The following is a 19330-nucleotide window of genomic DNA, read 5'->3' as shown; positions in this document are numbered from 1 at the left end:
TGCTGAGAAATGTGGTCGCGGCGAGTGATCTGGTTCTGCAGACTCTGGGCTGTGGATCGTTTGATGGAGATTGCGAATCGGTTGACCGACGTCGGCGGAGTGGTTGGCGTGTGTCTGGGCGGCAGCCGAGCGAGGGGAACCCACCGACCTGACTCCGATTTCGATCTGGGTCTGTACTACCGGCTGCCGCTGGACACTGGTGCCTTGCGTCTCCTCGCGTCCGAGCTGACTGGCGAGTCGGTCGAAGTGACGGAACCGGGCGGCTGGGGGCCGTGGGTGGACGGTGGAGCATGGCTGACCGTTGACGGCTGCCGTGTCGATTGGATCTACCGCGATCTGGACCGCGTTCACCGGATCTGGGAAGAGTGCCAGGCGGGGAACTTCGAAGTAGGCATTCAGGCTGGTCACCCGCTTGGGGTGTACTCCCATGCCTATGTCGGCGAGGTGGCCGTTGGACGCCTTCTCGTTGATCCCCGCGGCGAGCTGCGGGCCCTGCAACAGAAGACTCGCCGTTATCCGGAGCCGTTGCGCGAGGCGCTGATCGCCAACGCGCAGTGGGAGGCTCCCTTCACCCTGGCCAATGCCCGCAAGGGAGCGGCTCGCGGAGACGCCTTCTATGTCGCCGGCTGCCTCTTCCGCGCCGTGGGACTTCTCGTGCAGGGCCTGCATGCTCAGGCGGGTTGCTGGGTGCTGAACGAAAAGGGAGCTGTTCAGGCTGCCGGACAACTCCCGGCTGCACCTGCCGACTTCGCGGCGCGGGCGCACGGGTTGTTCGCCATGCCTGGCATGACCCCCGCCGTTCTGTCCACCGTGCTCGATGCCGCTGACGGGCTGGCTGCCGAGGTGTGCAGGCAGCTCACGTCCTGAGGGAAGCCTCGGTGACGTAGTCGACCAGCCGACCGCCGTCGAGAACGACCGGCTGGTGCAGCGCCCGCGAGGTCTGTGCCCTTCGCAGGGCCGGGTTTCGTTGCGGATCACTGCGTCTCCTCCCGCCCCTCCATCAGCTGGTTGCGCAGGTGCGACGTCACACAGAACTCCTTGGGCAGTCAGACATCGCAGTGCCCAACGACCTCAAGAAGGTGCAGTTAACACACCACTCGCAGCGGCCGCCTGCCCGCTCGAATCGGATCCGCGCGCTGATCTGGGGCCAGTCGCGCGGGTAGCGGTGCAGGTTCTCGGGACGGATGGGCACGGTCGGGTCACTCGCCGGCCTGGCGCTGCTCGAACGCCTCGATCAGTTCGTCCAGAGCGCTCGGGTCGCCAGCGGTGCCGACCCAGACCCCCGCTTCGGTCCACACCGGCACCTCACCGGAGTTCTCAGTGTCGAACCAGCAGACGTACGGCCCGTAGCGCTCGATGGCCGCTGTGGCGACGGTGGCCGGACCGGACAGCGCGGGCGCGGTCTCCAGCACGGCGAGCGTGGTGATGGTAAGCCACATGGGCTCGTTCGGCGTGCGGGGCAATCGGAGGTGGCCGGTGACGCGGAGCTTGTCGCCGGGCACCAGCTCGTGCAGTACCGCGTGCGCCAGCTCCGCGTCAGCGACGCTGCATGGCAGGATCATTTCGTCCGTGCGCTCGTCCGTCGGGCTGACCGTGAGGCGGAACCTCGCCGTCGTCCCGTGGAGGTCGCCGGGCACGGTCTCCTCGTCCAGGAACCCGTCCAGGGCTATCACGTCGGCTGCCATGGTCAGCCGGCCTTCCGGACCGGCGCCTGGTGCGCGGCGTCGTACGCCTTCAGCACGTCCTTGCGCACCATCCCCGTGGCGGCGACCTGGTGGCCGTTCTTCCGTGCCCATGCCCGGACCGCGGCGAGCTCTTCCTGGGTGCGGCCGCTGCCCAGGCTCGTACGGATCGGGGTGGGAGCGGTCGCGGCCGTCGTGGTGCGGGTGCCGACCTTCACCTCGCGCAGCTTCGCCTGTGCCTGTTCCAGTTGGGCCTTGAGGTCGGCAACGTGCTGTTCGGCCTCGCGTTGCGCGGCCTCACTATCGCGGCGCTCGGACAGTTCGGAAAGGTCGGTGGTGATGCGGGCGGCGCGGCTGCGCACGGCGGTGGTGGGGTGGGCGGCGGCCCAGGTGAGCAGTTCCTGCACCTCGGTGGAGACGAACAGCGGGATGACCGGGACGTCGACGGCCGGGACGTCGACGGCCGTGCGGGGCAGGCCGGGGTTCTGGTCGGCCATGAGGTCGCGGAATTCGTTCTCCCTCAGGCCGGTGGCCTCGAGGATTGTCTGCTCGCTGTCGCCGTTGTGGTACATCGAAAGGGCCACGGCCTCGTGCGCGGACGGGGCCGGGGCGGGGGTGTTCGTCATGGTGGGCAGGTCTCCGGTTCCTGGGAGAAGGGGGAGCAGGGTGGTGAGGGTGTCGTCGTCGGTGGGCAGGCCGGCCACGTCCAGGAGGAGGAGCAGGTCCTCCTTGCCGTTCGCGTGGCGGGCGACGGTGCGGGCCGCAGCGGCCTGCTGCTCCACCGGGTTGGGGTTCAGGGACAGGGCCTCGGCTTGGAGGGCCTGCTGCCAGTCGCTGAACATCACGCCACCGCCTTGGTGGACAGCGCGGCCTTGAGGACCGCCGTGTTCTGCGCCTGCCGAGCCGGGGTCATCGGTTCCTTCCACGGCTCGTACGGCTCGGGCCGGGTGGGAATGAGCTCCAGTTCCAGCCGGGCGAGCGCCCGCTCACGGACGGTCGGCGGCTTGACGTGCGCCGTGCGCTGCCGCTCGCGTCGGCGGCGGTCCTGTTCGACCACCACGGCGACCCAGTCGTCCCCGAGCCGCTCGGCGAGCTTGTGCCGCAGCTCCTTGCGTTCGGGAGCGGTGGTCGCCGCCCATACCCCGGCCTTCGTCAGGTCGGGGTTGGCGAGCGCCCACTTCAGACAGCCCTTCACGATCGGACACCCCGAGCAGGCCCGCCGGACCGTGGCGAGCGCCCTCTCACGAACGTTCCGGTCTTCGTCGGTGTTGTGGATGTCCTCGATCGAGAACAGGACGGGTTCCGTACGGCAGCGCAGGGGCCGCTCGGTACGGGGGAAGGGGATCCGGTCGTCGGCCGCGATGAACGTCGGCGGCTGCGGGACACCGGTACGGGAACCGCTCATGACGGGACCTCCGTGAGCTGCTTGGCCAGGTCGGGGAGTTGAACGAGGACCTGCTCGAACACGGCGAGCGGGACGCGCCACGGGCCGAGCTGCCCGTCGCACGGGACGGGCAGGGCCAGTGGGTGGACATCGTCCAGGTCGACGTGGACGCGCTCGGGCTGCGCCCACGGGCTGCACGGCTCACCGGTGTCGGTGTGGGAGCCGGTGATGCGGATGATGCCGAGGACCGCGCGGGTGGGCAGCTCCAGGCCGCGGACCGTGCGGGCCACGAGCGGGTCGCGCAGGGCGGCCCGGCGGATGTGGTCCGGGGCGTACAGGGTCGGCGTCCTCACGCGGCGGCCCCGAGGGCGCTGGTGCCCGGTCGCCCGGCGCGCCGGCCGTTGATGGACGGCACGGTGGCGTGGGAGCGGTCGGCGAGGACGGCGCGTCCGGTGTGCTTGCCCGCGTACATCGCGGCGTCGGCAGCCCGCTGGAGCAGCGTGAGGTCGCGGCTGCCGATGACGTCGGAACTCGCGGCGCCGACCGAGGCGGCGACGTCGACCAGGGCGCCGCCGTCGACCTCTACCGGCTGCGCAAGCAGACGCGTGAGCTGGGCAAGTCGGAGTTCACGGCGGGCGGGTCCGATCCGGACCGCGACGGCGAACTCGTCTCCTCCGAGCCGGCCGACCGCGCCGCGGCTGCCCGCCCACGCAGTGAGCCGGGTTGCGGTGACGGCCAGGACGCGGTCACCGGCGGCGTGCCCGCCGGGGCCGTCATTCACCTCCTTGAAGTGGTCCAGGTCCACGAGGACCACCAGGGCGTGGTCGCCGTACCGGGCGGTGATCTGCCGGGCTTTGGCGGTGTAACCGTCGCGTCCGAGCAGCCCCGTCAGCGGGTCGCGGCGGGCGGCGGAGAGCTTGCGGTGCAACGCGAGCGCGTGGACGGTCCAGCCGGTCAGCGGGACCGCGAGGGTGGTGATGATGAGGGCGCGTTGCCCGATCGGGGCGTGTACGCGCACGGTGGAGGCCATACTGGTGATTCCCTCTCGTCTTGTACGGGATGGGTGACCCGAGGCAGGCGACGGTTTCCACACCAGGTGCGCCTGCCTCGGGGCGTTTCTCAGCTCCTTTTCCTTGTCGCCTCGCTGGTCGTGGCGGAACACCGCGACCGCCCCGGCCGGATGGCCGGGGCGGCACGGAGGAACGCCGCATCCGTGTGGGACGGGTCAGCTGCTCGTGACGCCCGCGAGGATCTCCGCGTGGTCGAACGCCAGCGCCGGGAGCGCGTCCAGGGGCCACCAGCGGGCGGCGGTGGCGTCATCTCCTGCCGCCGGCGGGACGGGCGAGGCCAGAGTGGCGGTGTAGGCGACGGTGACGTACCGGCCGCGGGGATCACGGCCAGGAGCGTCGTAGGCGCCCACCTGGCGGAGGTCCGCGACGCCGACGCCGATACCAGTCTCCTCGGTCAGCTCCCGAGCCGCAGCCTCCAGGCTGGTCTCTCCGCGGTCCACATGACCGCCGGGCAAAGCCCAGCAGCCCTCGTACGGGTCCCAGCCCCGCAGGATCAGCAGGACCTGCCCGGCGGCAAGCAGGACGACGTCGGCGGTGTAGCGGATCGACTCGTCGGTGGTGCCGGTAGTCATGAGGTGGCTCCTGTTCTTGATGCAAGGAGGAGCGGCCGCCCCGGCCGGGGCGGCCGTGGTGAACGGGACGTCAGACCGTGGCGGGCGCGGGGGTGCCAAGTCCGCTGCCGAGGAGCAGGCCACGGATCTCCTGCTCGTACTCGCCGTTGCGGATCCGGTCGAACATGAGCTGACCGGCGACCAGGCAACGGGCCCGCAGCCGGATCGCGGCCAGCGCCTCGGGGTCGGCGCCGGCGTCGGTTGCGGCCTGGGCGGCGGCGGTGTCGGCGAGCTGCTCGGCCGCCTTGAGGCCGGCCTCCCGTCGGGAGTACTGCGCCCGGCAGAACGCCCAGCCGGTCAGCGCACGGGTGCGGTCCACCCGCCCGTTCCACGCGGCGTAGGTGCGGCGCGTGTCCTTGGGATCGGCGGCCCACTCCGTGGCCCACTGCCGGGCGAGGTCGGGGACCTGGGCGATGGCGGCCAGGGTCTGCGCGCCGCGGTGCCCGAACGCCTTCCAGGCGTCGGTCTCCTCGACGACACGGATCTGCTGGGACATCAGCCAGTACGGGTAGTGGGCGCCGCCCCAGTTGCCGGTCTCACCGAGCGGCTCCACGACGAACAGCCGGATCGGCCAACCGTCCTCGATGCGCTCCAGGATCTCGCCGGGCCGCGTGTACATGTGGAAGTACGAGAACGGCTGGTCGGTGTACCACTTCTGGCCGGGGGCGGGGTGGTCGATGACCTGGCCGATGTGGTCGGCGAGGTTGACGGTCGGGATCGTCTCGCCCAGGCCGCTGTAGTAGCGGGCGAGGTAGTTGTCGGTGGGCGGGACGGTGCCGTCGGGCCGGGTGGCCATGTAGTGGACGACAGGCTGCGCCATAGCTTCCTCCAGGTCGGATCGGGTCGTGCTGATGAACAGGGCGGCGCGCGGCTCAGTGCAGGGCGTCCGCACCGGCGGTGGTGGCGAGTTCGGAGACGGCGTGCACGGTGCCGAAGCCTTCCGCGAGCAGCTGCTCACGGGTCGGCGTCAGCTCATGGAGTTCGCGTACGACGTGCAGGGGAACCACGCGGTCGCGGCCGGCGTTCCGTGCTTCCACCGTGGCGAGCGGAACGTCGAACAGGACGGCGACGGTAGGCCGCCGCCAGTAGCGGGCACGGGCGAGAAGACCGGCCCTGACGTGGGCGAATACGCTGGTGGAATCCACCAGCGTGATCAGTCCCCGGGACAGTCGGGCGTCGAGGAGCAGGGTCTGGATTTCGGCGGCGACCGGCGTGGCCGATTGATCGGCCTCGTCGTCGGTGGCCAGGCCGCGGTAGATGTCCAGACACACCCGCCAGGTGGCGGGATAGTCGGCGGCGAAGGTCGACTTGCCGGAGCCCGGGGGGCCGACCAGTGCGCACAGGCTGCCGGCGGGGAGGGACAGCGCTTCCTCCGTGGAGGCCGGTGTGATCATGCGTGTTCTCCTTGCGGGTCGAGGGAGCGGGCAGCCCAGGTCAGGCGCTGCCCGGCATCGTCGGCGAGCAGGGCGGCGGCCTCGTGCAGCGGGCAGGAGGCATCACCGTCACGGTCGGGTTCGATCTGCTCGGCCCGGCGCGCCGCGGCCGAGAGCAGTTGTGCGAGCGCGGGGAAGAGGCCGCCGGGGACATCGGCGTCCTCCTGGAGCTCGCGCAGGATCGCGGCGAGATGGCGGCCGTCGACGTCGTCGGCGGTGAGGTCGTCCTCGATCTGCTGGAGCGCCAGGCATGCGATTCCGACCGTTGCCTGTACACGCTCCAGCCGCGTACGGGCAGCGGAGGTCACGGGCGGTTTCCCTTGCGCAGGGTGATCCAGGTGGTGACCACGGCGGCGGCCACGCCGATCGCACGGTGAGCCGCCTGGTCCAGCTCCATCAGCGCCGTGCCGGGCCCGGAGACGTCCTGGACGGGCTCGGTACCCTCGCCGCCGGCCTTGCGGACGACGGTGGCGTGCTTGATGTACCCGGTCTTGCCCGCCTTCTCCGCGAGCCACAGGAGCGGTTCGCGCCTGTCCAGGATCCCGTGGGTGACCGCGTTGATCGCTGCGCCGGTGAGGAGCGCGGTGGCGGGGACGCGGTAGCCCAGGGTGCGGGTCACGGCGAGGGTGGAAGCGAGCTGCACGGCGCTGTAACTGGCGACGTGCCGGCTCACCGAGCGGCGGCCGTAGGCACTGGCGGTGCAGGTGCGGCCCTCCTTGCCGCGCCGCCACGGGTTCTCCTCCACCGGGGAGCCGTCGGCGCGGTAGACCAGGTGGGATCCGTGCATCCCCTTGGCCGTCGCGTCGCGGTCGTTCTGCACGAACTGGTCCCCCAGGGGGTGGACCCCGTCGAAGACGGCGACCAGGGTGGCGACCAGGGCGAGGCCCTCGATGGCGCGGATGCGATCAGTCATGCTGGGTGTGCTCCTCATCTCGGATTCCGGGGTGCAGCGATTTGGTGAGGCAGATCTGGACGGCTCCCAGGGAGCGGCGTCCGAAGTCGTCGTGGACCAGGTGGGCCAGCGGGTCGCCGTTCCGCCCCGGCCGCAGGGGGCCGGGGCGGAACGGGCAGTGCGTCAGGCCGCGGAGCGCGCTGTGTTGCTGTCGGCCGGCTGGGGGACCGGCAGGCCGGACTCGCGGGCGAGGAGGTGCTGGTGGAGCTGGGCGAGGGTTGTGATGGCGACCGGGGCGTCCTGCTGGGAAGTCAGCAGGGTGAACGTCCTCTCCGGATAGCCGTGGCGGTCGTCGGCGAAGGCGAAGTGCAGCTGGGCACCGGGGGCGAGGAACAGGCTGGCTTCGCCGTTCTCGTAGCCGGTCCACCGCTCAGCAGCGGTGAGGAACGATCCGTCGTCGCAGCGGTCCAGCTTGATGCGCGCGGCCATCGCGGCCTGGTCGGCGGCGTCTCCGGCAGCCGCCGCGGCGACGGTGGCGATGCTGTCGGCGAGCGACCCCGGCAGCGCGGGGAGTTCCCTGGCCGGTGTGCGGTAGCGGCTGTTGGCGAGCCGACGCCGCAGCGGGGCGATGGCAAGGTCGACGAGAGCGTCGATGGCGACAGCACCGACGACGGCGGCGGCTCCGGCCAGCAGGATCCGGATCTCGCCGGACCAGGAGGCCGGGCCGGTCTGGTAGCCGAGGTAGGCGCCGACGGCGCCGCCGAACAACGCGGACGTCGCGCTCGCGCCCTCGATCACCGAGTTCGCGATCTGCTGGGCACGCGGAGTTGAGGCCATGGGGGGTGCTCCTTCATCTGTCGGATGTGTTCTGGGAGGGGAAGGTGGTGCGTGCTCCGGGGCGGCCGGGTTCGATGCCTGTGGCCGCCCCGGGCGTTCAGCGACCGGCCGTGGGGACGGTGGCGGTGGTGCGGACGGTGTCGGCGAGCAGCACGGTCAGCTCGTGGCCGTGGTCGACGACGTCCTCCAGGCGCTCGATGAGGTCGGGGTCCAGGCGCCGGTTGCGGGCGCCGGCCAGAACGCCTTCCAGGTAGAGGACGTCGGCGAGGACACGGCCGCGGACGCCCAGGACGCCGGGCTGCACGGCGAGGACATCGCTGTTCTTCTCGGTGGCCAGGGCCGCGTGGTCGACGGCGCCGGTGTAGACGGTCTCGGTCTGCTCGGTGAGCAGCGCGTCGACCGTGGTGGTGTCGGTGTAGGCGCGGCGCCAGCCGAAGCGTGCGGCGGCGGCATCCATGAGGGAGCGGCGGGTGAGGGGCACGGTGACCTCCGGGGGAGGGCCCATCGCCTGGTCCGGGTGACCGGGCGGACACCGCGCGGCCCCGGCCGCCGGGAAGGCCGGCGGCCGGGGGCGCGCGGAGAGCGCCGGTCAGTTCTCCGGGAGGCGGCGTGCGTAGTAGCAGACGTAGTCGCCGTACTCGCGATCGGTGCGCAGGATCTCCGGCTGGTCAACGGCCAGTTGCTGGAGCACGCCCGCGATCCAGTCGTTGGTGCGCTGGAGGGTGAGGCGGATCAGGGCCAGGTCGGAGAGCCTCAGCTGGATGTCCTCGTTGCGGCGGCGAGCGCCGATCACCCAGGCGTGCAGCCGCTCGCGTACGGTGTCGTCGGCCGGGCGGGCGGGGATGTCGCGGGGCAGCGCGCGGCAGGTCGTGGCGTGCTCGTTGGCCACCTTCGCGGCGTCCTCGAGGCCGTAGCGCATGTTGTAGGTGCGCCGCCCGCTCTGCGCGGAGGCGAAGTGGCAGCCGAGGCAGGCGACGGCGTAGTAGGTGCCGGTCTTTCCGTCGTCGGCGGTGTAGACGAGGACGACCGCGTGCGCCTGGTTGTAGTACCGCTGGGCGATGGTGACGCCCTCGGGCTTCCAGGTTTCGCCGATCTCGGGCCACGTCTCGGGCCTGACGGTCGGCGGCTCGGCGGGGGCGGGGCGGCGGGTGAAGAGGGTGAGGGCCACGGGTCTACTCCTTGTCGGTGTCGGTGCGGTGGGCGTGCCGGGTGGCTGCGGCGGCGAGCGGGACGGAGACGGCGAGCAGCAGAGCGGCGCGCGGGCGGAGTGCGGTCACGTCAGCGGAATGGCGCGGCAGAGGCTCGCGTGGGCGTTGGCTTTCTCGCGGATGTTGAACAGACGGCCCTTCTCCGGGAACTGCGAGGTGTCCTTGCAGCCGTGGCAGTGCCAGCTGTTCTTGTCGGATCAGGCGGCCAGCAGGTGCTTGGCCGGGGGTTCGGTGTAGGTGTCGGGGGTGGGCTCGAAGCCCTTGTCACACGGGTCGCAGCAACCCTGGGTGCGCAGGGGAAGACAGAAGTGGTACCTGCGTCGGCACTTCGGGCAGGTGGACCTCGCGGCCATCGCGCGATCCAGGGCCCACTCCTGAGCGAGCGTCGGAATGCGCTTCCGCGTGGCCAGGTCGATGCGAAGCAGGTGACCGCGGGTGGGGTGGGTGCATGACCACTGCGGCCGGTTGGCGCAGATCCTGCAGCGCAGAATCGCTACCGGGCCCACATTGCCGCCGGGGCTCAGGCCCAGGTCCCGTAACTGGCGCCTGGTGACGAGTCCTTCGGGGACCTGGCCGCGGTCGTACTCGGGCAGACGCGCGTCGCTGCGCGAAATCCGCTTCACCTCGCGGCGGCGCCTCTTCCGGGGGCGTGGCATTACCTGCTCCAGGCGCCGGGGAGGCGGTGAGGGCGGTGGGGGTAGCGGGGGCCGGGGCGGCGTGGGCGGGGGCGTCCGGGGCGGCGGCGCGGGCGGGGGATGAGCACGAGTGGTCTCCTCCAGCGATCAGTGAGCAGCGGCACGCCCCGCCGACGTCGTGCTGGTGTCGGCGGGGCGCGTCGGGTGGCGTGTGGGGGCCGGGGGCGTCAGCCGGAGGCGGGCAGGGCGGCGGTGCGGGCGCGGTGGACGGAGTCGCGGCGCCAGCGAGTGCCGGAGTGCGAGGTGCACAGGACGCCCGGCCCGGAGTCGCACGTCGGGCAGGTGGCGGTGAGGGCCGGCGAGCTGAGCGCGGGCGCCTCCTGGGGGGTCAGTGGCTGGGGGTTGGCGGGCTGGGGCACGGTGGGCTGCTCCTGTGGTCGGGGCGGGTGTGCGAGGCGGCCGGTCGGCCGGCCCGGGTCACCGGAACCGGTCGCCCGGGTGCGGGCGGCGGTGCCGGTGGCCAGGCGGAGCGACCGGATCAGCGGTTGAGCTGGCGGACGTTGTCTGGAGCTCCGCCGTCGGGTTGGGCGGGGACGTGGATGTGGGGCTGGACGGTGACCTGCGGGGCGGGGACGTGGATGTCTGCGAACACGCGCGGGCGCAGGTTCAGTCCTCGCAGGGCGAGGGCGCTGGCGGTCGTCCAGGCGAGGACGGCGATGCCCGCGGCGACTTGGCGGCCGGGCTCGGGGGTGCCGTGCCACACCATGGCCACGGTGGCCGCGCCCCACGCGGTCCAGGTGAGGCGGGCGCCGGTGGAGCGCAGGAAGCCCAGGACGAACGCGCTCGCGCCGACGGCCTGCCAGGCCGCGTACGCGGTGGTCGCGGTCACCGGAAGCGTCGCCGTACGGCTCGCGAGGTAGGTGTGGACGGGCTGGTCGATCGTGGTGAGCAGTCCGGTGGGGTCGGTGGGCATGGGCCAGGGCAGGGCGTGTGCCCAGTCGAGCAGGGTGTCGCCGATCCAGCGCAGTGCGAGGAGTACGGCCAGGAGGCCGGTGACGGTGATGGTGGTCCTGATCCAGGTCGCCATCAGCTTCCATCCGTGCTGGGGGGCTGTGCGGATCTCGTGCAGGCGGGTGTCGAGCCAGCCGTGGCCGCCGCGCCACCAGGTGGCGGGTGCGGCTGGAGGGCCGGGTTCGGGGGCGTGATGCTGCTGGTCGCGGGAGTGGGGGAAGGGGGTGGTGTTCATGCGTCCTGGGCCTCTCGGTGGAGTCAAGGGGAGGGGACCGGCGCGGGGCCGGTGGGTGTGTGCCTGGCCGGGGCTGGCCGTCATGGTTGTCGGCGGGAATGCCTGTAGCGGCGGGGCCGTACAAGGCCGGGCGGGCCGGTCAGGGGGTGGTGCGGGCGGCGGGGGCGACGGGGGCGGGCTGGGCGTCGGCGGGGGTGTCGGTGGCCTGGGTGCCGAGGTAGAAGCCGCTGATGAGCGCGGTGGCGGAGAGGACCTGGTGGCGGTGGAGCTGCCACCAGGTGGGCTCGGGTGCGGGCTGGAGGGTGAAGACGGGGCCGGGCTGGGGCTTCTTGGTGAACACGTGTGCTCCTTGGACGGGCGGGGCGGGAGGTGCTGGTGGCCGGTCGGCCTGGCCGGTCTCCGGGGCCGCCGGTGGCGGGGCCGGGGACCAGGCAGGCAGGCGGGACAGAGCACGGGTTACTGCTTGTTGCGGTTGTTGTCGCCCCACTGGATGTTCACGTCGCCGCCCCGCCCTATCAGGCGGGTGCCTGCGGTGTTGATTTGCGGGGCGAAGACGACCGGGGGCTTGGTCGGTGTGGTGTCGCTGTGGGCGGCGGCTTTGGCGAGCAGGGAGCGGGCGACGGTGAACGCTCCGAGGAGGATGACCGCGAGGGTCAGGGCGACTTTCCAGAGGATGTCGAGCAGGTCCACGAGCCCTCCCAGGGCGGGTGCGGCGATACGCAGGGCGAGTGCGCCTCCGAGTGCGGCCGCGGTGATGCTTCCGGCGACCAGGCCGACGGCCTTGGCCCAGCCCGGCATCGGTTCGCGGCGGGCGGTGGCGTCGGTGGGGAGCGGGTCCAGGTGCGTGTCCACGGGGCGGGCCCATGCGGTGCGGCCGTCAGGGAGCTGGACCTCGACGGCGCCCGGGACGGGCACCTGGTAGAGCGTCAGGGCCTGTGTCTCGAGCGGTGCGGGGTAGTGCTGGGGGGTGGGCTGGCGGATGGCGAGGGGGCGGGGGCCGACTTCCTGGCCGACCGGGGTGTGCTCGGTGTTCATCGCAGGCTCCAAGCGAGTCGGGCACCCGGGGAGGCCGGCCCCCGATGGGTGGGGGCCGGCCTCCGGGGGTGGGTGCCGCGTTGGACGCGGCGGGGTCAGGCGGCGGTGGTGTATTCGTCGGCGTGGTCGGTGTGGATCCAGGCGCCGTGGCCGAGGTTGATGACCGGCACGTCGGGGTCGTCCTTCATCCGCTTGAGTGCGGTACGGACCTGAGGGCCGGGCATTTGCAGGGTCTTGGCGATGATCGCGGGAGCGGCGGGCCTGCCGTGCTGGAGGAGGAACGCGACGATCTTCCGCCCGGTCGCGGACAGGCCCGGTCCCTCGGGTTCCACCGCGGCGGGCACCTTCTCCATCGAGGGGCCGGGGGCGGCCGGCTTACTCCTGGCCGGGGCCGGGCTGGGTGTGGTGCCGGTGAACCGGTCGGAATCGTAGGTGTACTGCTCGCCGGCGTTGCGCAGGCGGAGCATCAGCGCGTGCTCTTCGAGGATGTGACGGACGATCGGCAGGGCGTCGATGGTGGCCTGCTCGATACCGGTCGTTTCTCCTTCGTGGGCCAGGCCGTAGGCGTCTTCGACGTTGGGGGCCCGCCACATCGCCGTCCGGTTGTCCGGTCCGGCGAGGTAGCCGAGACCGCCGGTGGTGGTGCCGTCCGCGAATTCCTTGGGGATGGCGCCGGGGTCGACGCCGTCCAGGGCACTGCCCGCGGCGCGCTTGCCGGTCGCGCTGCTGCCGGAGCGCAGGACGGCGTTGTTGCCGCCCTGGAGGATGTCGCGGATCAGGGTCTCCCCGCCCAGCTCGGACGCGTTCGGGGACTGGTTGGCGAGGCGGAACTTGATGCCGACCTTCCGGGCCTCCTTGGCGAGGTCGCCGACAATCTTGACGGCTTCCTCGCCGTACTCCGGGTCGGTGAGCAGCGCATGGGCCTCATCCAGCGTCAGGGACAGCAGCGGGTCCGGGTCGCCCGGGACGAAGAACGCCCGGCCTACGCGGGTGCGTCCCTTGTCGTCGGTCCACTTCATGCGGTTGTAGCGGGCGGCCCGCTCGTCCATGATCGCCTTCATCGCGCGCAGCACGACGATCCCGAACTCGTTGCCGGGTGCGAACACGGCGACGCCGTCGGGCCAGTCCGGCAGGGAGAGGCCCTTTTGCGGGTCGATGACGATGGAGCACACCAGCGGGCTGCGGCGCTCGATACCGAGCAGCGCGTCCAGGAGCCTTGATTTGCCGGAGCCGGAGGTGCCGGTGACGAAGGAGTGCACGGCGCCGGAGCCCGGCAGGAAGAACCGGTAGTGAGCCTGGTCGCCGTCGTAGTAGATACCGATGGGGGCGAGCCCGGTCTCGGGGTCCAGACGGTGCTGCTCGCCGAAGAGCGTGCCCTTCTTCAGGGGGTTTTCGGTGAACACGGTGATCCGGCCCTTGCGCGGGGAGAGCTTCTCCAGGGCGACCAGGTCGGGGTCGTCGATCCCCAGGGAGGACAGGACGTCGTCCAGGGCCTGGATACGGAAGCTCTTTCCGCGGGGCACGTGGATCTCGGCACTCCAGCCGCCGTCCGGGTTGGCGAGCGGGGAGACCAGCTTCGACCTGGGGTAGGGGCCGTCGCTGACCGCGGCGTACTGCATCCAGTCGAGCAGCTGCCCGGCCAGCGCGGGCGCCGCGTTGACGGGGCGGCGGCCGTAGCGGCGTACGGCCCAGATGCCGTATCCCGCGGACCAGAGCAGGGAGACACCCCACCAGGGGTTTTCGCCCCATTCGGGGCCGCCGGTCGCCGCCATGGTGGTCAGCAGGGCCGAGCCGGTGACCGGTGCGGACAGGCCGATGCGGCGGTCGGCGCGGCTGGGCAGGGTGCGGGCGGGGAGCCAGGTGCCGCGCCATTTGACCAGGCCCGGGATCCAGCCCCAGGCGCCGGCGGCCGCGGCCCCGGCCGCGCCGAGTGTCAGCGCGGTCTTCCAGCCGTCGCCGGCCGCGGACAGCAGTTCCCCGGCCGGACCCATGCTGGCTGCGCCCGCGGCGAGGGTGAGCTTGCCGCGGTGGTCGATCGCCCACCGGGTGAGCGTGCGGGGCTGCTTCCCGGCGCCCGCCTGTGCCGTGGCCGGGCTGTTCTGCGCAGCGAGGAAGGCGGCGAGGTCGGTGTACTGGGGGGAGGCGTTCTTCGGGGCGCGCATGGTCGCGGGGTTTCCCTTCGTGCTCGGGACGGCGGAGGGCGGGGCCGGGGGCCCCGGCGCTCCCCACCGCCCCCGAACCGCGTGTGGCGGGTCGGGGGCGTCTGGGCAGCACAGGGACCGGACTCCAAGAGGGACTGGGGCCCGGCGGGTGTTGCGGGGTGGGTCTGCTCGGCTATTCGTCGGCGTCGTAGAAGGTGTTCGTCGCCATCGGGACGTCCGCCTCGTCGACGGCGTCCTGGATACGGCCGTGGTTGCGGTGCGCGGTGCGCGCCGCGCTCTCGGCCTGGGTGACGGAGGTGTCCGTGGCGTTCTTGTACTGGGCGGCGGCCAGCTTCTGTCCGCCGAGGAGGTCACCGAGCATGGTCACGTTGCCGACGGTGTAGGTGTCGACGTTGAGGACGGTGAGCTCGCCTGTGGCGCCGCGCATCCGCTCGGCCATCTCGGTGGACCAGGCGGCGAGGTTGTTGACGTCCTCCTGGCGGGACTCCACCTCCGCGCGGATCGAGTTGAGCGCGGTGAGCAGCGACCGGTGGTTGACGACGTCCGGGATCTTCGTGAGCGGCATACGGCGTGATCCTTTCTCTGGGGGCTGAGGGGCCGGGTGCTGGGTGGCGACATCGAGGTCGTCGGTGCTGGTGTCGACGGCGTCGATGTCGTCGTCGGGGTCGACCAGCCCGTAGCCGGGCCGGTCGGGAGAGCCGAGGGTGACGATGTCGACGTCCTCGTACCGGCCCTGGTCTCCTTCGGCCGGGTAGTCGGCGTCGAACCACGCCAGTTCGTCACCGGGGTAACGGGGGGCGTAGATGACCGTGGTGCCGAACCGCGTGTAGTGGACGACGGCCTGCCGTTTGATGCCGTCTTCCGTCCACTCCCAGATGTACGGCTCGACCCGCCGTTGACGGGCGTCCATTACTGCCCGTAGTAGCCGGCCTGGGCGGCCTGCTCGATCGGGGAGGACTGGACGGCCTCGGCGATACCGCCGTGGCTCTTGTAGGCGGCCTGGGCTGTCGCGACGGCGAAGTCACCGGCGTCCTTGGCCGCCGTGCCGTAGCGGGCGGCGGCCGTGGCCTGGGTGTGGATCGACTCGCGCAGCACGTCGACTTCCGCGCGCGTCTTGTCGTCGACCTCGAAATCGGCCATCTGGGACTCGATCCGGTCGAGCAGGTTGGCGAGGCGGAAGTCGTCGGCGGAGATGGCCAGGGCTTCCTCGGCCCGCATTTCACACATCGCCTTCGTGAGGGTCAGCGTGCTCATCAGCCCGTTCAGGGTGCGGATCTCGGGGAGGATCGTGGACAGTGAGGACATCTGGGCTCCGTTCTGTGCGGGGGTGGGCACGACCGTCAGGTGGCGGCGCCCGCTGGGGGGTGAGGGTTCGGTGGCCTGCTTCCCGGCTTCGCGGGCGCGTTCCTCGGCTTCGCGGGTCCGCTGACCGGCTTCGGCGGTACGGGCGTCCGCTTCCCGTACGGCCTTCTGCGCGGCCAGCACCTTGTCCGTCGCGGCCTGCTCGCGCGCCGTCGTAGCCTCCTCGCGGGCGGCTCGGGCTTCCTTCTCCGCCTTCGCGGCACGCTCCTCGGCTTCGACCCGCTTCGGATCGGCGTCGTCGGTGCGCGGTTCGGGAACCGTGGTGATGACGTGGACCGGCTCCTCACCTTCGCCGGGCGGGCCGGGAGGCCAGGTGTCCCAGGCCCACGGCTCGGACTCCTCCTTGCCCTCCGGGCCGCGGGCCTGGGGGGCGGGATCCCCGGGCTTCGGTGGTTCGGCGGGCGCGGGCGGATACGCGGGTGGGGGCCCGGCCTTGGCCGCCGCCTCCTGTGCCTCTTTCTCCTTCTGCGCCGTCTCCTTGTCGGCCTTGCGCCGGGCTGCGCGCTCGGTCAGCTTCTTGCGGCGCTCGGCACGGATCTCGGGCCAGCGCTCGCGGTAGCCCTCGACCGTGGCCTTCCACATGGTGGAGCCGGTTTCGGTGAGGACCGCCAGCGGAACGGCGGCCTTCCCGCCGGCCTTCGCGCTGCGCGGCGCGATCGCGCTGAAGGTGCCGCCCGGTTCGGTCGGGCCGGGCGGCTCTTTCGGGCCCGCAGGGTCTTGTTTCGGGGCCGTCCGGTCTTCTTTCGGACCGGCGGCGGCGACTTTCGCGACGGTCTTCTCCGCGGCTGCGGTGTCATGTCGCCGGTCGGCGGTGCCGGTCATCGACTCGACACCGCGGGCACCGGCATAAGCGATGGCCACGAGGACCAGGAGCTCGATCACAGGTCAGCCCCCTTCTCACGCCACGCCGAAGGCGCCGGCGACCAGCATCCCGACCTTCGTGACGACCCAGGCCAGAACGGACTGAACGCCGGAGCCGACCGGGCCGGGGATGGTGGACGCCAGGACCGGCAGGACCGCGCCCAGGATCCGGGTACGGTGCTCGACCCGGCGGGTGATCAGGTCGTTGGTGAAGACGAGGATCACGCCCAGGGCGGGCAGGCCGGTCACGATCAGACCGGTCCACTCGCCGACCGAGCCGACGGCCCAGGAGTTGAGGCCGTTGACGGTCTCGTTCCACCAGGCGCCCGCCGGGGTCGCGACCATCGCGGCCGACGCCGTGGCGATCAGCACCGCCTGGATCCGGTCGGTGTGGAGCCGGTCGGTGAACCGGCTCAGGCCGGGGAGCTTCTCCGCGACGTACAGGAGCACGGCGGACCCGGCGCAGGCACCGCCCGCGGCGGCGCTCACAGCAGTCTCGATCATGGTTTTGTCTGTCCTTCCGGGACTCTGGTCGGTACTTGACGGGGTGTTACACAGCGTCGTATCCTCGCGCGCGCACGGGCGCGCCTGTGCGCGCTCGTGCGCGCAGCCGTACGGGTGAGGCCGGTTCCGGCTGTCACAGGCGCTTGTCACAGCTCCGGTCACAGCCGCGGTCACAATGCCGGTTACTGTGCGTGCGTCTCGTGGAGGCGCTCCAGCGCCTCCACCACGCCCTCGTACGCCTGATCGCGGGATGCCTTGGGGAGCTTGTCGAGCGCGTGGCGCAGCCGGTCGAAGGTGACCGCGGCGACCATGTCCGGGCCCTCCGCCCGGGCCTCCGCCAAGCGTCGGCCCCAGTGCTCCGCGCGGCGCGCCTGCTTCTCGGCCCGCTTGCGCCGCAGCGTCTTCTTACGCTCCGGCGGGTTGTTCCACGGGCTCGTAGGCGTCTCATTCACCTGCGCTTTTGCCTCCTTTCGGGCCACTTTGGTGGCAGGGTTGGTACCGGCGTTTCGGCGCCTTCACCGCGCTCCCGAGGCGCTGTCTTCGTCTCGGGGGCCGGTGGAACCGTCGAACAGCTCGTTTGTGCAGGTCAGCGCCTGATGCGAGGCAGGCGCGGGTGGCAGAACCAGCAGTCCGGACCGTGGTCGTACTCGGTGCGGCTGTGGACCGCGAAGGCCAGGGCCACCGGGATCGCCAGGACGGTGAACATGACGGTCAGCGCGCTCACCACGTACAGCAGGGTGTTCACGACGAACTCCTCAATTCGATGACGGATATGCAGGTCAGGCAGCCGGGCGGTATCCGTCGGCGAGCAGCGCGACGGCCTCCTGGCGGTACTTGGACGCGGTGTCCGTGGACGACACGTCGCACTGGCGCTGGACGTCGGCGATGGAGATCCGCTCGCACAGCCCGGTGTGGATGTCTTCCACTGCCAGGCCCTCGGGCACGAGGCCGGCCGCGAGCGCCATGCGGGCGACCTTGCGAACCGACCGCTCGCGCGGGCTGAGCTTCGCGGCGTCCTCGATTTCGGCAGCGCGCCGCTCGATTTCGGCAGCGGCGAGACGTGCTTCGGCGGCGGCCTGATCGGCTTCGGCCGCGCGCTTCCTGACCGCCTGGGTGTCGGCGGTGACGATCGCCTTGCGCGCGTTCTCCTCCTCCGTGAGCCGGTCGGCTTCGGCGGCACGGCGCCGCGTTTCGGCGGCGGCCCGCTCCGTTTCGGCGGCGGCCCGATCGGCTTCGGCCGCACGCTTGCGGGCCTCCGCGATCTCCGCTGTCTCGACCGCCTGAGCCTCCGCCGCGGCGACCCGGTCGGCCTCCGCCGCTTCCTTCCGCTTATCCGCCGCCTGGCGCTCCAGCTCCGCCGCGCGGAGGTCCGCGTCGGCCTCGGCCTCACGTTCGTCGGCCGCCTTGCGGTCGGCCTCGGCCTCGCGGGCGCGGGCCTCGGCGATGACGGCCGTCTCCAGCGCCGCCTCCTCCAGCTCAGCGGCCCGCTCGGCCGCGCTGACCTGCGCCCGGGCGTGCGCGCGGGCCTGACCGGTCTCCCCTTCCACCCGGGCACGGAGAGCTTCGAGCTTGCCCTCCGCCTCCAGCCGGTCGGCCTCGGCCTGCGTCCGCGCGAGCTCCTGACGCGTCTCCGCCTCCAGGCGCCGGCGCTCGGCTTCCTCCGCGCGGACCTCAGCGTCGCGTTCCTGCCGCTCAGGCATCTCAAGAGCCTGCGCGACGGTGTATCCGTGGGCGGCCATCTTCATCGGCAGCCGCTCATCCTCACTCGCCCTGCCCAGGTCGCCGTCGTACTTGCGCTTGAGCCACTGCTCGTAGGCGGTGAGGTCCTGCTGACGCCGGATCATCTCCGGGTAGGAGATGACGCCGTGCAGCCGCATCCGCCGGTAGAAACGCGGGGTCGCGACCGGAGAGAGGATCCAGCGGTGCAGCGGGATCCGGTCAGCCGCCGTACCCGCCTCCAGCCTGGCCTTTTGGATGATCAGGCGGCGGGCGGCCTCCACACCGATCACGAACAGGACCGGCATGACACCGTGCGAGGCAGCCTTCACCGGGTCCGCGGAGATCTCGCCCTGCGAGGACGCGTTGAACCAGATCGTCGCGCCGGTCATGGCGTGCGCGGCCATCCGCAGCAGCGGCCACGGAGTGTTCTTCCTGATCAGGTACAGGTCCAGCGCAAGGAACGCGATGATCGACGCGTCCACGCCGACCGGGAACCACGGGGCGAGCCCGGCGCTGAACCCCCAGCTCAACGCGACCTTCGCAAGGGTGCTGTAGGACATCGCGAAGCCGATGGCACCGACCAGCGTGCCGCCGAGCGCGGCAGCGAGCGACAGGCCGGTCATCAGCCGGTCACGACCGGGCTTGATCGTCTTCCGTTTACGCGTCCGCGAACCGGCGGAGGCCCCTTC

26 protein-coding genes are annotated in these 19330 nt (G+C 71.8%); 1 reads left to right on the top strand and 25 read right to left on the bottom strand.

Annotated features, from left to right (window positions below; translation table 11 throughout):
* Positions 1 to 9: 9 nt before the first annotated feature.
* Positions 10 to 867 (top strand): nucleotidyltransferase domain-containing protein, encoded by an 858-nt coding sequence (locus ACFXKG_RS30835; protein WP_384846039.1) that lies wholly within the window; start codon positions 10 to 12, stop codon positions 865 to 867.
* Between the two features lie 332 nt (positions 868 to 1199).
* Here the strand turns inward: ACFXKG_RS30835 and ACFXKG_RS30830 are convergent, their stop codons facing one another.
* The 25 genes from ACFXKG_RS30830 to ACFXKG_RS30710 all read right to left on the bottom strand — a co-directional run bounded on the left by ACFXKG_RS30830 (position 1200) and on the right by ACFXKG_RS30710 (position 19264).
* Complete coding sequence (locus ACFXKG_RS30830; RefSeq protein ID WP_384846037.1) at positions 1200 to 1685, bottom strand: hypothetical protein; 486 nt, start codon at positions 1683 to 1685, stop codon at positions 1200 to 1202.
* A gap of 2 nt (positions 1686 to 1687) precedes the next feature.
* Positions 1688 to 2524: a histone-like nucleoid-structuring protein Lsr2 gene (locus ACFXKG_RS30825; RefSeq protein ID WP_384846124.1), complete on the bottom strand. Its 837-nt coding sequence runs from the start codon at positions 2522 to 2524 to the stop codon at positions 1688 to 1690.
* Positions 2524 to 3087 (bottom strand): WhiB family transcriptional regulator, encoded by a 564-nt coding sequence (locus ACFXKG_RS30820; protein WP_384846035.1) that lies wholly within the window; start codon positions 3085 to 3087, stop codon positions 2524 to 2526. Before ACFXKG_RS30820 ends, ACFXKG_RS30825 begins: the two co-directional genes overlap by 1 nt.
* Complete coding sequence (locus tag ACFXKG_RS30815; protein WP_384846033.1) at positions 3084 to 3419, bottom strand: hypothetical protein; 336 nt, start codon at positions 3417 to 3419, stop codon at positions 3084 to 3086. Before ACFXKG_RS30815 ends, ACFXKG_RS30820 begins: the two co-directional genes overlap by 4 nt.
* Entirely contained in the window at positions 3416 to 4096 is a 681-nt protein-coding gene (locus ACFXKG_RS30810) for a GGDEF domain-containing protein (RefSeq protein ID WP_384846031.1), read from the bottom strand. Before ACFXKG_RS30810 ends, ACFXKG_RS30815 begins: the two co-directional genes overlap by 4 nt.
* 195 nt (positions 4097 to 4291) lie before the next feature.
* Positions 4292 to 4708, bottom strand: a complete 417-nt coding sequence (locus ACFXKG_RS30805) for an NUDIX domain-containing protein (protein ID WP_384846029.1) — start codon at positions 4706 to 4708, stop codon at positions 4292 to 4294.
* 70 nt (positions 4709 to 4778) lie between these two features.
* On the bottom strand, positions 4779 to 5567 hold the full coding sequence (locus tag ACFXKG_RS30800; protein ID WP_384846027.1) for a hypothetical protein: 789 nt from the start codon (positions 5565 to 5567) through the stop codon (positions 4779 to 4781).
* A 52-nt stretch (positions 5568 to 5619) separates the two neighbouring features.
* Positions 5620 to 6141, bottom strand: coding sequence for an AAA family ATPase (locus ACFXKG_RS30795; protein WP_384846025.1), 522 nt, complete (start codon positions 6139 to 6141; stop codon positions 5620 to 5622).
* Positions 6138 to 6488, bottom strand: a complete 351-nt coding sequence (locus ACFXKG_RS30790) for a hypothetical protein (RefSeq protein WP_384846023.1) — start codon at positions 6486 to 6488, stop codon at positions 6138 to 6140. Before ACFXKG_RS30790 ends, ACFXKG_RS30795 begins: the two co-directional genes overlap by 4 nt.
* Positions 6485 to 7093, bottom strand: a complete 609-nt coding sequence (locus tag ACFXKG_RS30785; RefSeq protein ID WP_384846021.1) for a hypothetical protein — start codon at positions 7091 to 7093, stop codon at positions 6485 to 6487. The genes ACFXKG_RS30790 and ACFXKG_RS30785 overlap by 4 nt, the downstream gene beginning before the upstream one ends.
* Positions 7094 to 7255: 162 nt before the next feature.
* Positions 7256 to 7909, bottom strand: a complete 654-nt coding sequence (locus ACFXKG_RS30780) for a hypothetical protein (protein WP_384846019.1) — start codon at positions 7907 to 7909, stop codon at positions 7256 to 7258.
* A gap of 97 nt (positions 7910 to 8006) precedes the next feature.
* A complete protein-coding gene (locus tag ACFXKG_RS30775; protein ID WP_384846017.1) occupies positions 8007 to 8414 on the bottom strand; it encodes a hypothetical protein in 408 nt (135 codons plus the stop codon).
* An 84-nt stretch (positions 8415 to 8498) separates the two neighbouring features.
* Complete coding sequence (locus ACFXKG_RS30770; RefSeq protein WP_384846015.1) at positions 8499 to 9077, bottom strand: hypothetical protein; 579 nt, start codon at positions 9075 to 9077, stop codon at positions 8499 to 8501.
* A 237-nt stretch (positions 9078 to 9314) separates the two neighbouring features.
* Positions 9315 to 9773, bottom strand: a complete 459-nt coding sequence (locus ACFXKG_RS30765; protein WP_384846013.1) for an RRQRL motif-containing zinc-binding protein — start codon at positions 9771 to 9773, stop codon at positions 9315 to 9317.
* Positions 9774 to 9979: 206 nt separating this feature from the next.
* Positions 9980 to 10171 carry a hypothetical protein gene (locus ACFXKG_RS30760; protein WP_384846011.1) on the bottom strand — a complete coding sequence of 64 codons (192 nt, stop codon included), beginning with the start codon at positions 10169 to 10171 and terminating at the stop codon, positions 9980 to 9982.
* Between the two features lie 119 nt (positions 10172 to 10290).
* Positions 10291 to 10998 (bottom strand): hypothetical protein, encoded by a 708-nt coding sequence (locus ACFXKG_RS30755; RefSeq protein WP_384846009.1) that lies wholly within the window; start codon positions 10996 to 10998, stop codon positions 10291 to 10293.
* Between the two features lie 139 nt (positions 10999 to 11137).
* Positions 11138 to 11338, bottom strand: coding sequence for a hypothetical protein (locus ACFXKG_RS30750; RefSeq protein WP_384846007.1), 201 nt, complete (start codon positions 11336 to 11338; stop codon positions 11138 to 11140).
* Positions 11339 to 11454: 116 nt separating this feature from the next.
* Positions 11455 to 12033, bottom strand: coding sequence for a hypothetical protein (locus tag ACFXKG_RS30745; protein WP_384846005.1), 579 nt, complete (start codon positions 12031 to 12033; stop codon positions 11455 to 11457).
* Positions 12034 to 12128: 95 nt separating this feature from the next.
* Entirely contained in the window at positions 12129 to 14195 is a 2067-nt protein-coding gene (locus ACFXKG_RS30740; RefSeq protein ID WP_384846003.1) for a hypothetical protein, read from the bottom strand.
* Positions 14196 to 14367: 172 nt separating this feature from the next.
* A complete protein-coding gene (locus ACFXKG_RS30735) occupies positions 14368 to 15105 on the bottom strand; it encodes a hypothetical protein (RefSeq protein ID WP_384846001.1) in 738 nt (245 codons plus the stop codon).
* A complete protein-coding gene (locus ACFXKG_RS30730) occupies positions 15105 to 16439 on the bottom strand; it encodes a hypothetical protein (RefSeq protein ID WP_384845999.1) in 1335 nt (444 codons plus the stop codon). The genes ACFXKG_RS30735 and ACFXKG_RS30730 overlap by 1 nt, the downstream gene beginning before the upstream one ends.
* 15 nt (positions 16440 to 16454) lie before the next feature.
* Positions 16455 to 16922 carry a hypothetical protein gene (locus tag ACFXKG_RS30725; protein WP_384845997.1) on the bottom strand — a complete coding sequence of 156 codons (468 nt, stop codon included), beginning with the start codon at positions 16920 to 16922 and terminating at the stop codon, positions 16455 to 16457.
* Between the two features lie 182 nt (positions 16923 to 17104).
* Entirely contained in the window at positions 17105 to 17374 is a 270-nt protein-coding gene (locus ACFXKG_RS30720; protein ID WP_384845995.1) for a hypothetical protein, read from the bottom strand.
* Positions 17375 to 17508: 134 nt separating this feature from the next.
* Positions 17509 to 17667 carry a hypothetical protein gene (locus tag ACFXKG_RS30715; protein WP_384845993.1) on the bottom strand — a complete coding sequence of 53 codons (159 nt, stop codon included), beginning with the start codon at positions 17665 to 17667 and terminating at the stop codon, positions 17509 to 17511.
* Positions 17668 to 17701: 34 nt separating this feature from the next.
* Complete coding sequence (locus tag ACFXKG_RS30710; RefSeq protein ID WP_384845991.1) at positions 17702 to 19264, bottom strand: DUF2637 domain-containing protein; 1563 nt, start codon at positions 19262 to 19264, stop codon at positions 17702 to 17704.
* Positions 19265 to 19330: the final 66 nt, after the last annotated feature.

Origin of the sequence: Streptomyces sp. NPDC059255, from assembly GCF_042752355.1 — a bacterium.
Lineage (GTDB): Bacteria > Actinomycetota > Actinomycetes > Streptomycetales > Streptomycetaceae > Streptomyces.
The sequence above is the reverse complement of the archived record's forward strand: the minus strand, read 5'-3'. Positions and strand labels throughout refer to the sequence as shown.

Coding starts and splice junctions, on each gene's coding strand:
- ACFXKG_RS30835 (WP_384846039.1), top strand. CDS start 10: ATGTGGTCGCGGCGAGTGATCTGGTTCTGCAGACTCTGGGCTGTGGAT.
- ACFXKG_RS30830 (WP_384846037.1), bottom strand. CDS start 1,685: ATGGCAGCCGACGTGATAGCCCTGGACGGGTTCCTGGACGAGGAGACC.
- ACFXKG_RS30825 (WP_384846124.1), bottom strand. CDS start 2,524: ATGTTCAGCGACTGGCAGCAGGCCCTCCAAGCCGAGGCCCTGTCCCTG.
- ACFXKG_RS30820 (WP_384846035.1), bottom strand. CDS start 3,087: ATGAGCGGTTCCCGTACCGGTGTCCCGCAGCCGCCGACGTTCATCGCG.
- ACFXKG_RS30810 (WP_384846031.1), bottom strand. CDS start 4,096: ATGGCCTCCACCGTGCGCGTACACGCCCCGATCGGGCAACGCGCCCTC.
- ACFXKG_RS30805 (WP_384846029.1), bottom strand. CDS start 4,708: ATGACTACCGGCACCACCGACGAGTCGATCCGCTACACCGCCGACGTC.
- ACFXKG_RS30800 (WP_384846027.1), bottom strand. CDS start 5,567: ATGGCGCAGCCTGTCGTCCACTACATGGCCACCCGGCCCGACGGCACC.
- ACFXKG_RS30795 (WP_384846025.1), bottom strand. CDS start 6,141: ATGATCACACCGGCCTCCACGGAGGAAGCGCTGTCCCTCCCCGCCGGC.
- ACFXKG_RS30785 (WP_384846021.1), bottom strand. CDS start 7,093: ATGACTGATCGCATCCGCGCCATCGAGGGCCTCGCCCTGGTCGCCACC.
- ACFXKG_RS30780 (WP_384846019.1), bottom strand. CDS start 7,909: ATGGCCTCAACTCCGCGTGCCCAGCAGATCGCGAACTCGGTGATCGAG.
- ACFXKG_RS30775 (WP_384846017.1), bottom strand. CDS start 8,414: ATGGGCCCTCCCCCGGAGGTCACCGTGCCCCTCACCCGCCGCTCCCTC.
- ACFXKG_RS30765 (WP_384846013.1), bottom strand. CDS start 9,773: ATGCCACGCCCCCGGAAGAGGCGCCGCCGCGAGGTGAAGCGGATTTCG.
- ACFXKG_RS30755 (WP_384846009.1), bottom strand. CDS start 10,998: ATGAACACCACCCCCTTCCCCCACTCCCGCGACCAGCAGCATCACGCC.
- ACFXKG_RS30745 (WP_384846005.1), bottom strand. CDS start 12,033: ATGAACACCGAGCACACCCCGGTCGGCCAGGAAGTCGGCCCCCGCCCC.
- ACFXKG_RS30740 (WP_384846003.1), bottom strand. CDS start 14,195: ATGCGCGCCCCGAAGAACGCCTCCCCCCAGTACACCGACCTCGCCGCC.
- ACFXKG_RS30735 (WP_384846001.1), bottom strand. CDS start 15,105: ATGGACGCCCGTCAACGGCGGGTCGAGCCGTACATCTGGGAGTGGACG.
- ACFXKG_RS30725 (WP_384845997.1), bottom strand. CDS start 16,922: ATGATCGAGACTGCTGTGAGCGCCGCCGCGGGCGGTGCCTGCGCCGGG.
- ACFXKG_RS30710 (WP_384845991.1), bottom strand. CDS start 19,264: ATGACCGGCCTGTCGCTCGCTGCCGCGCTCGGCGGCACGCTGGTCGGT.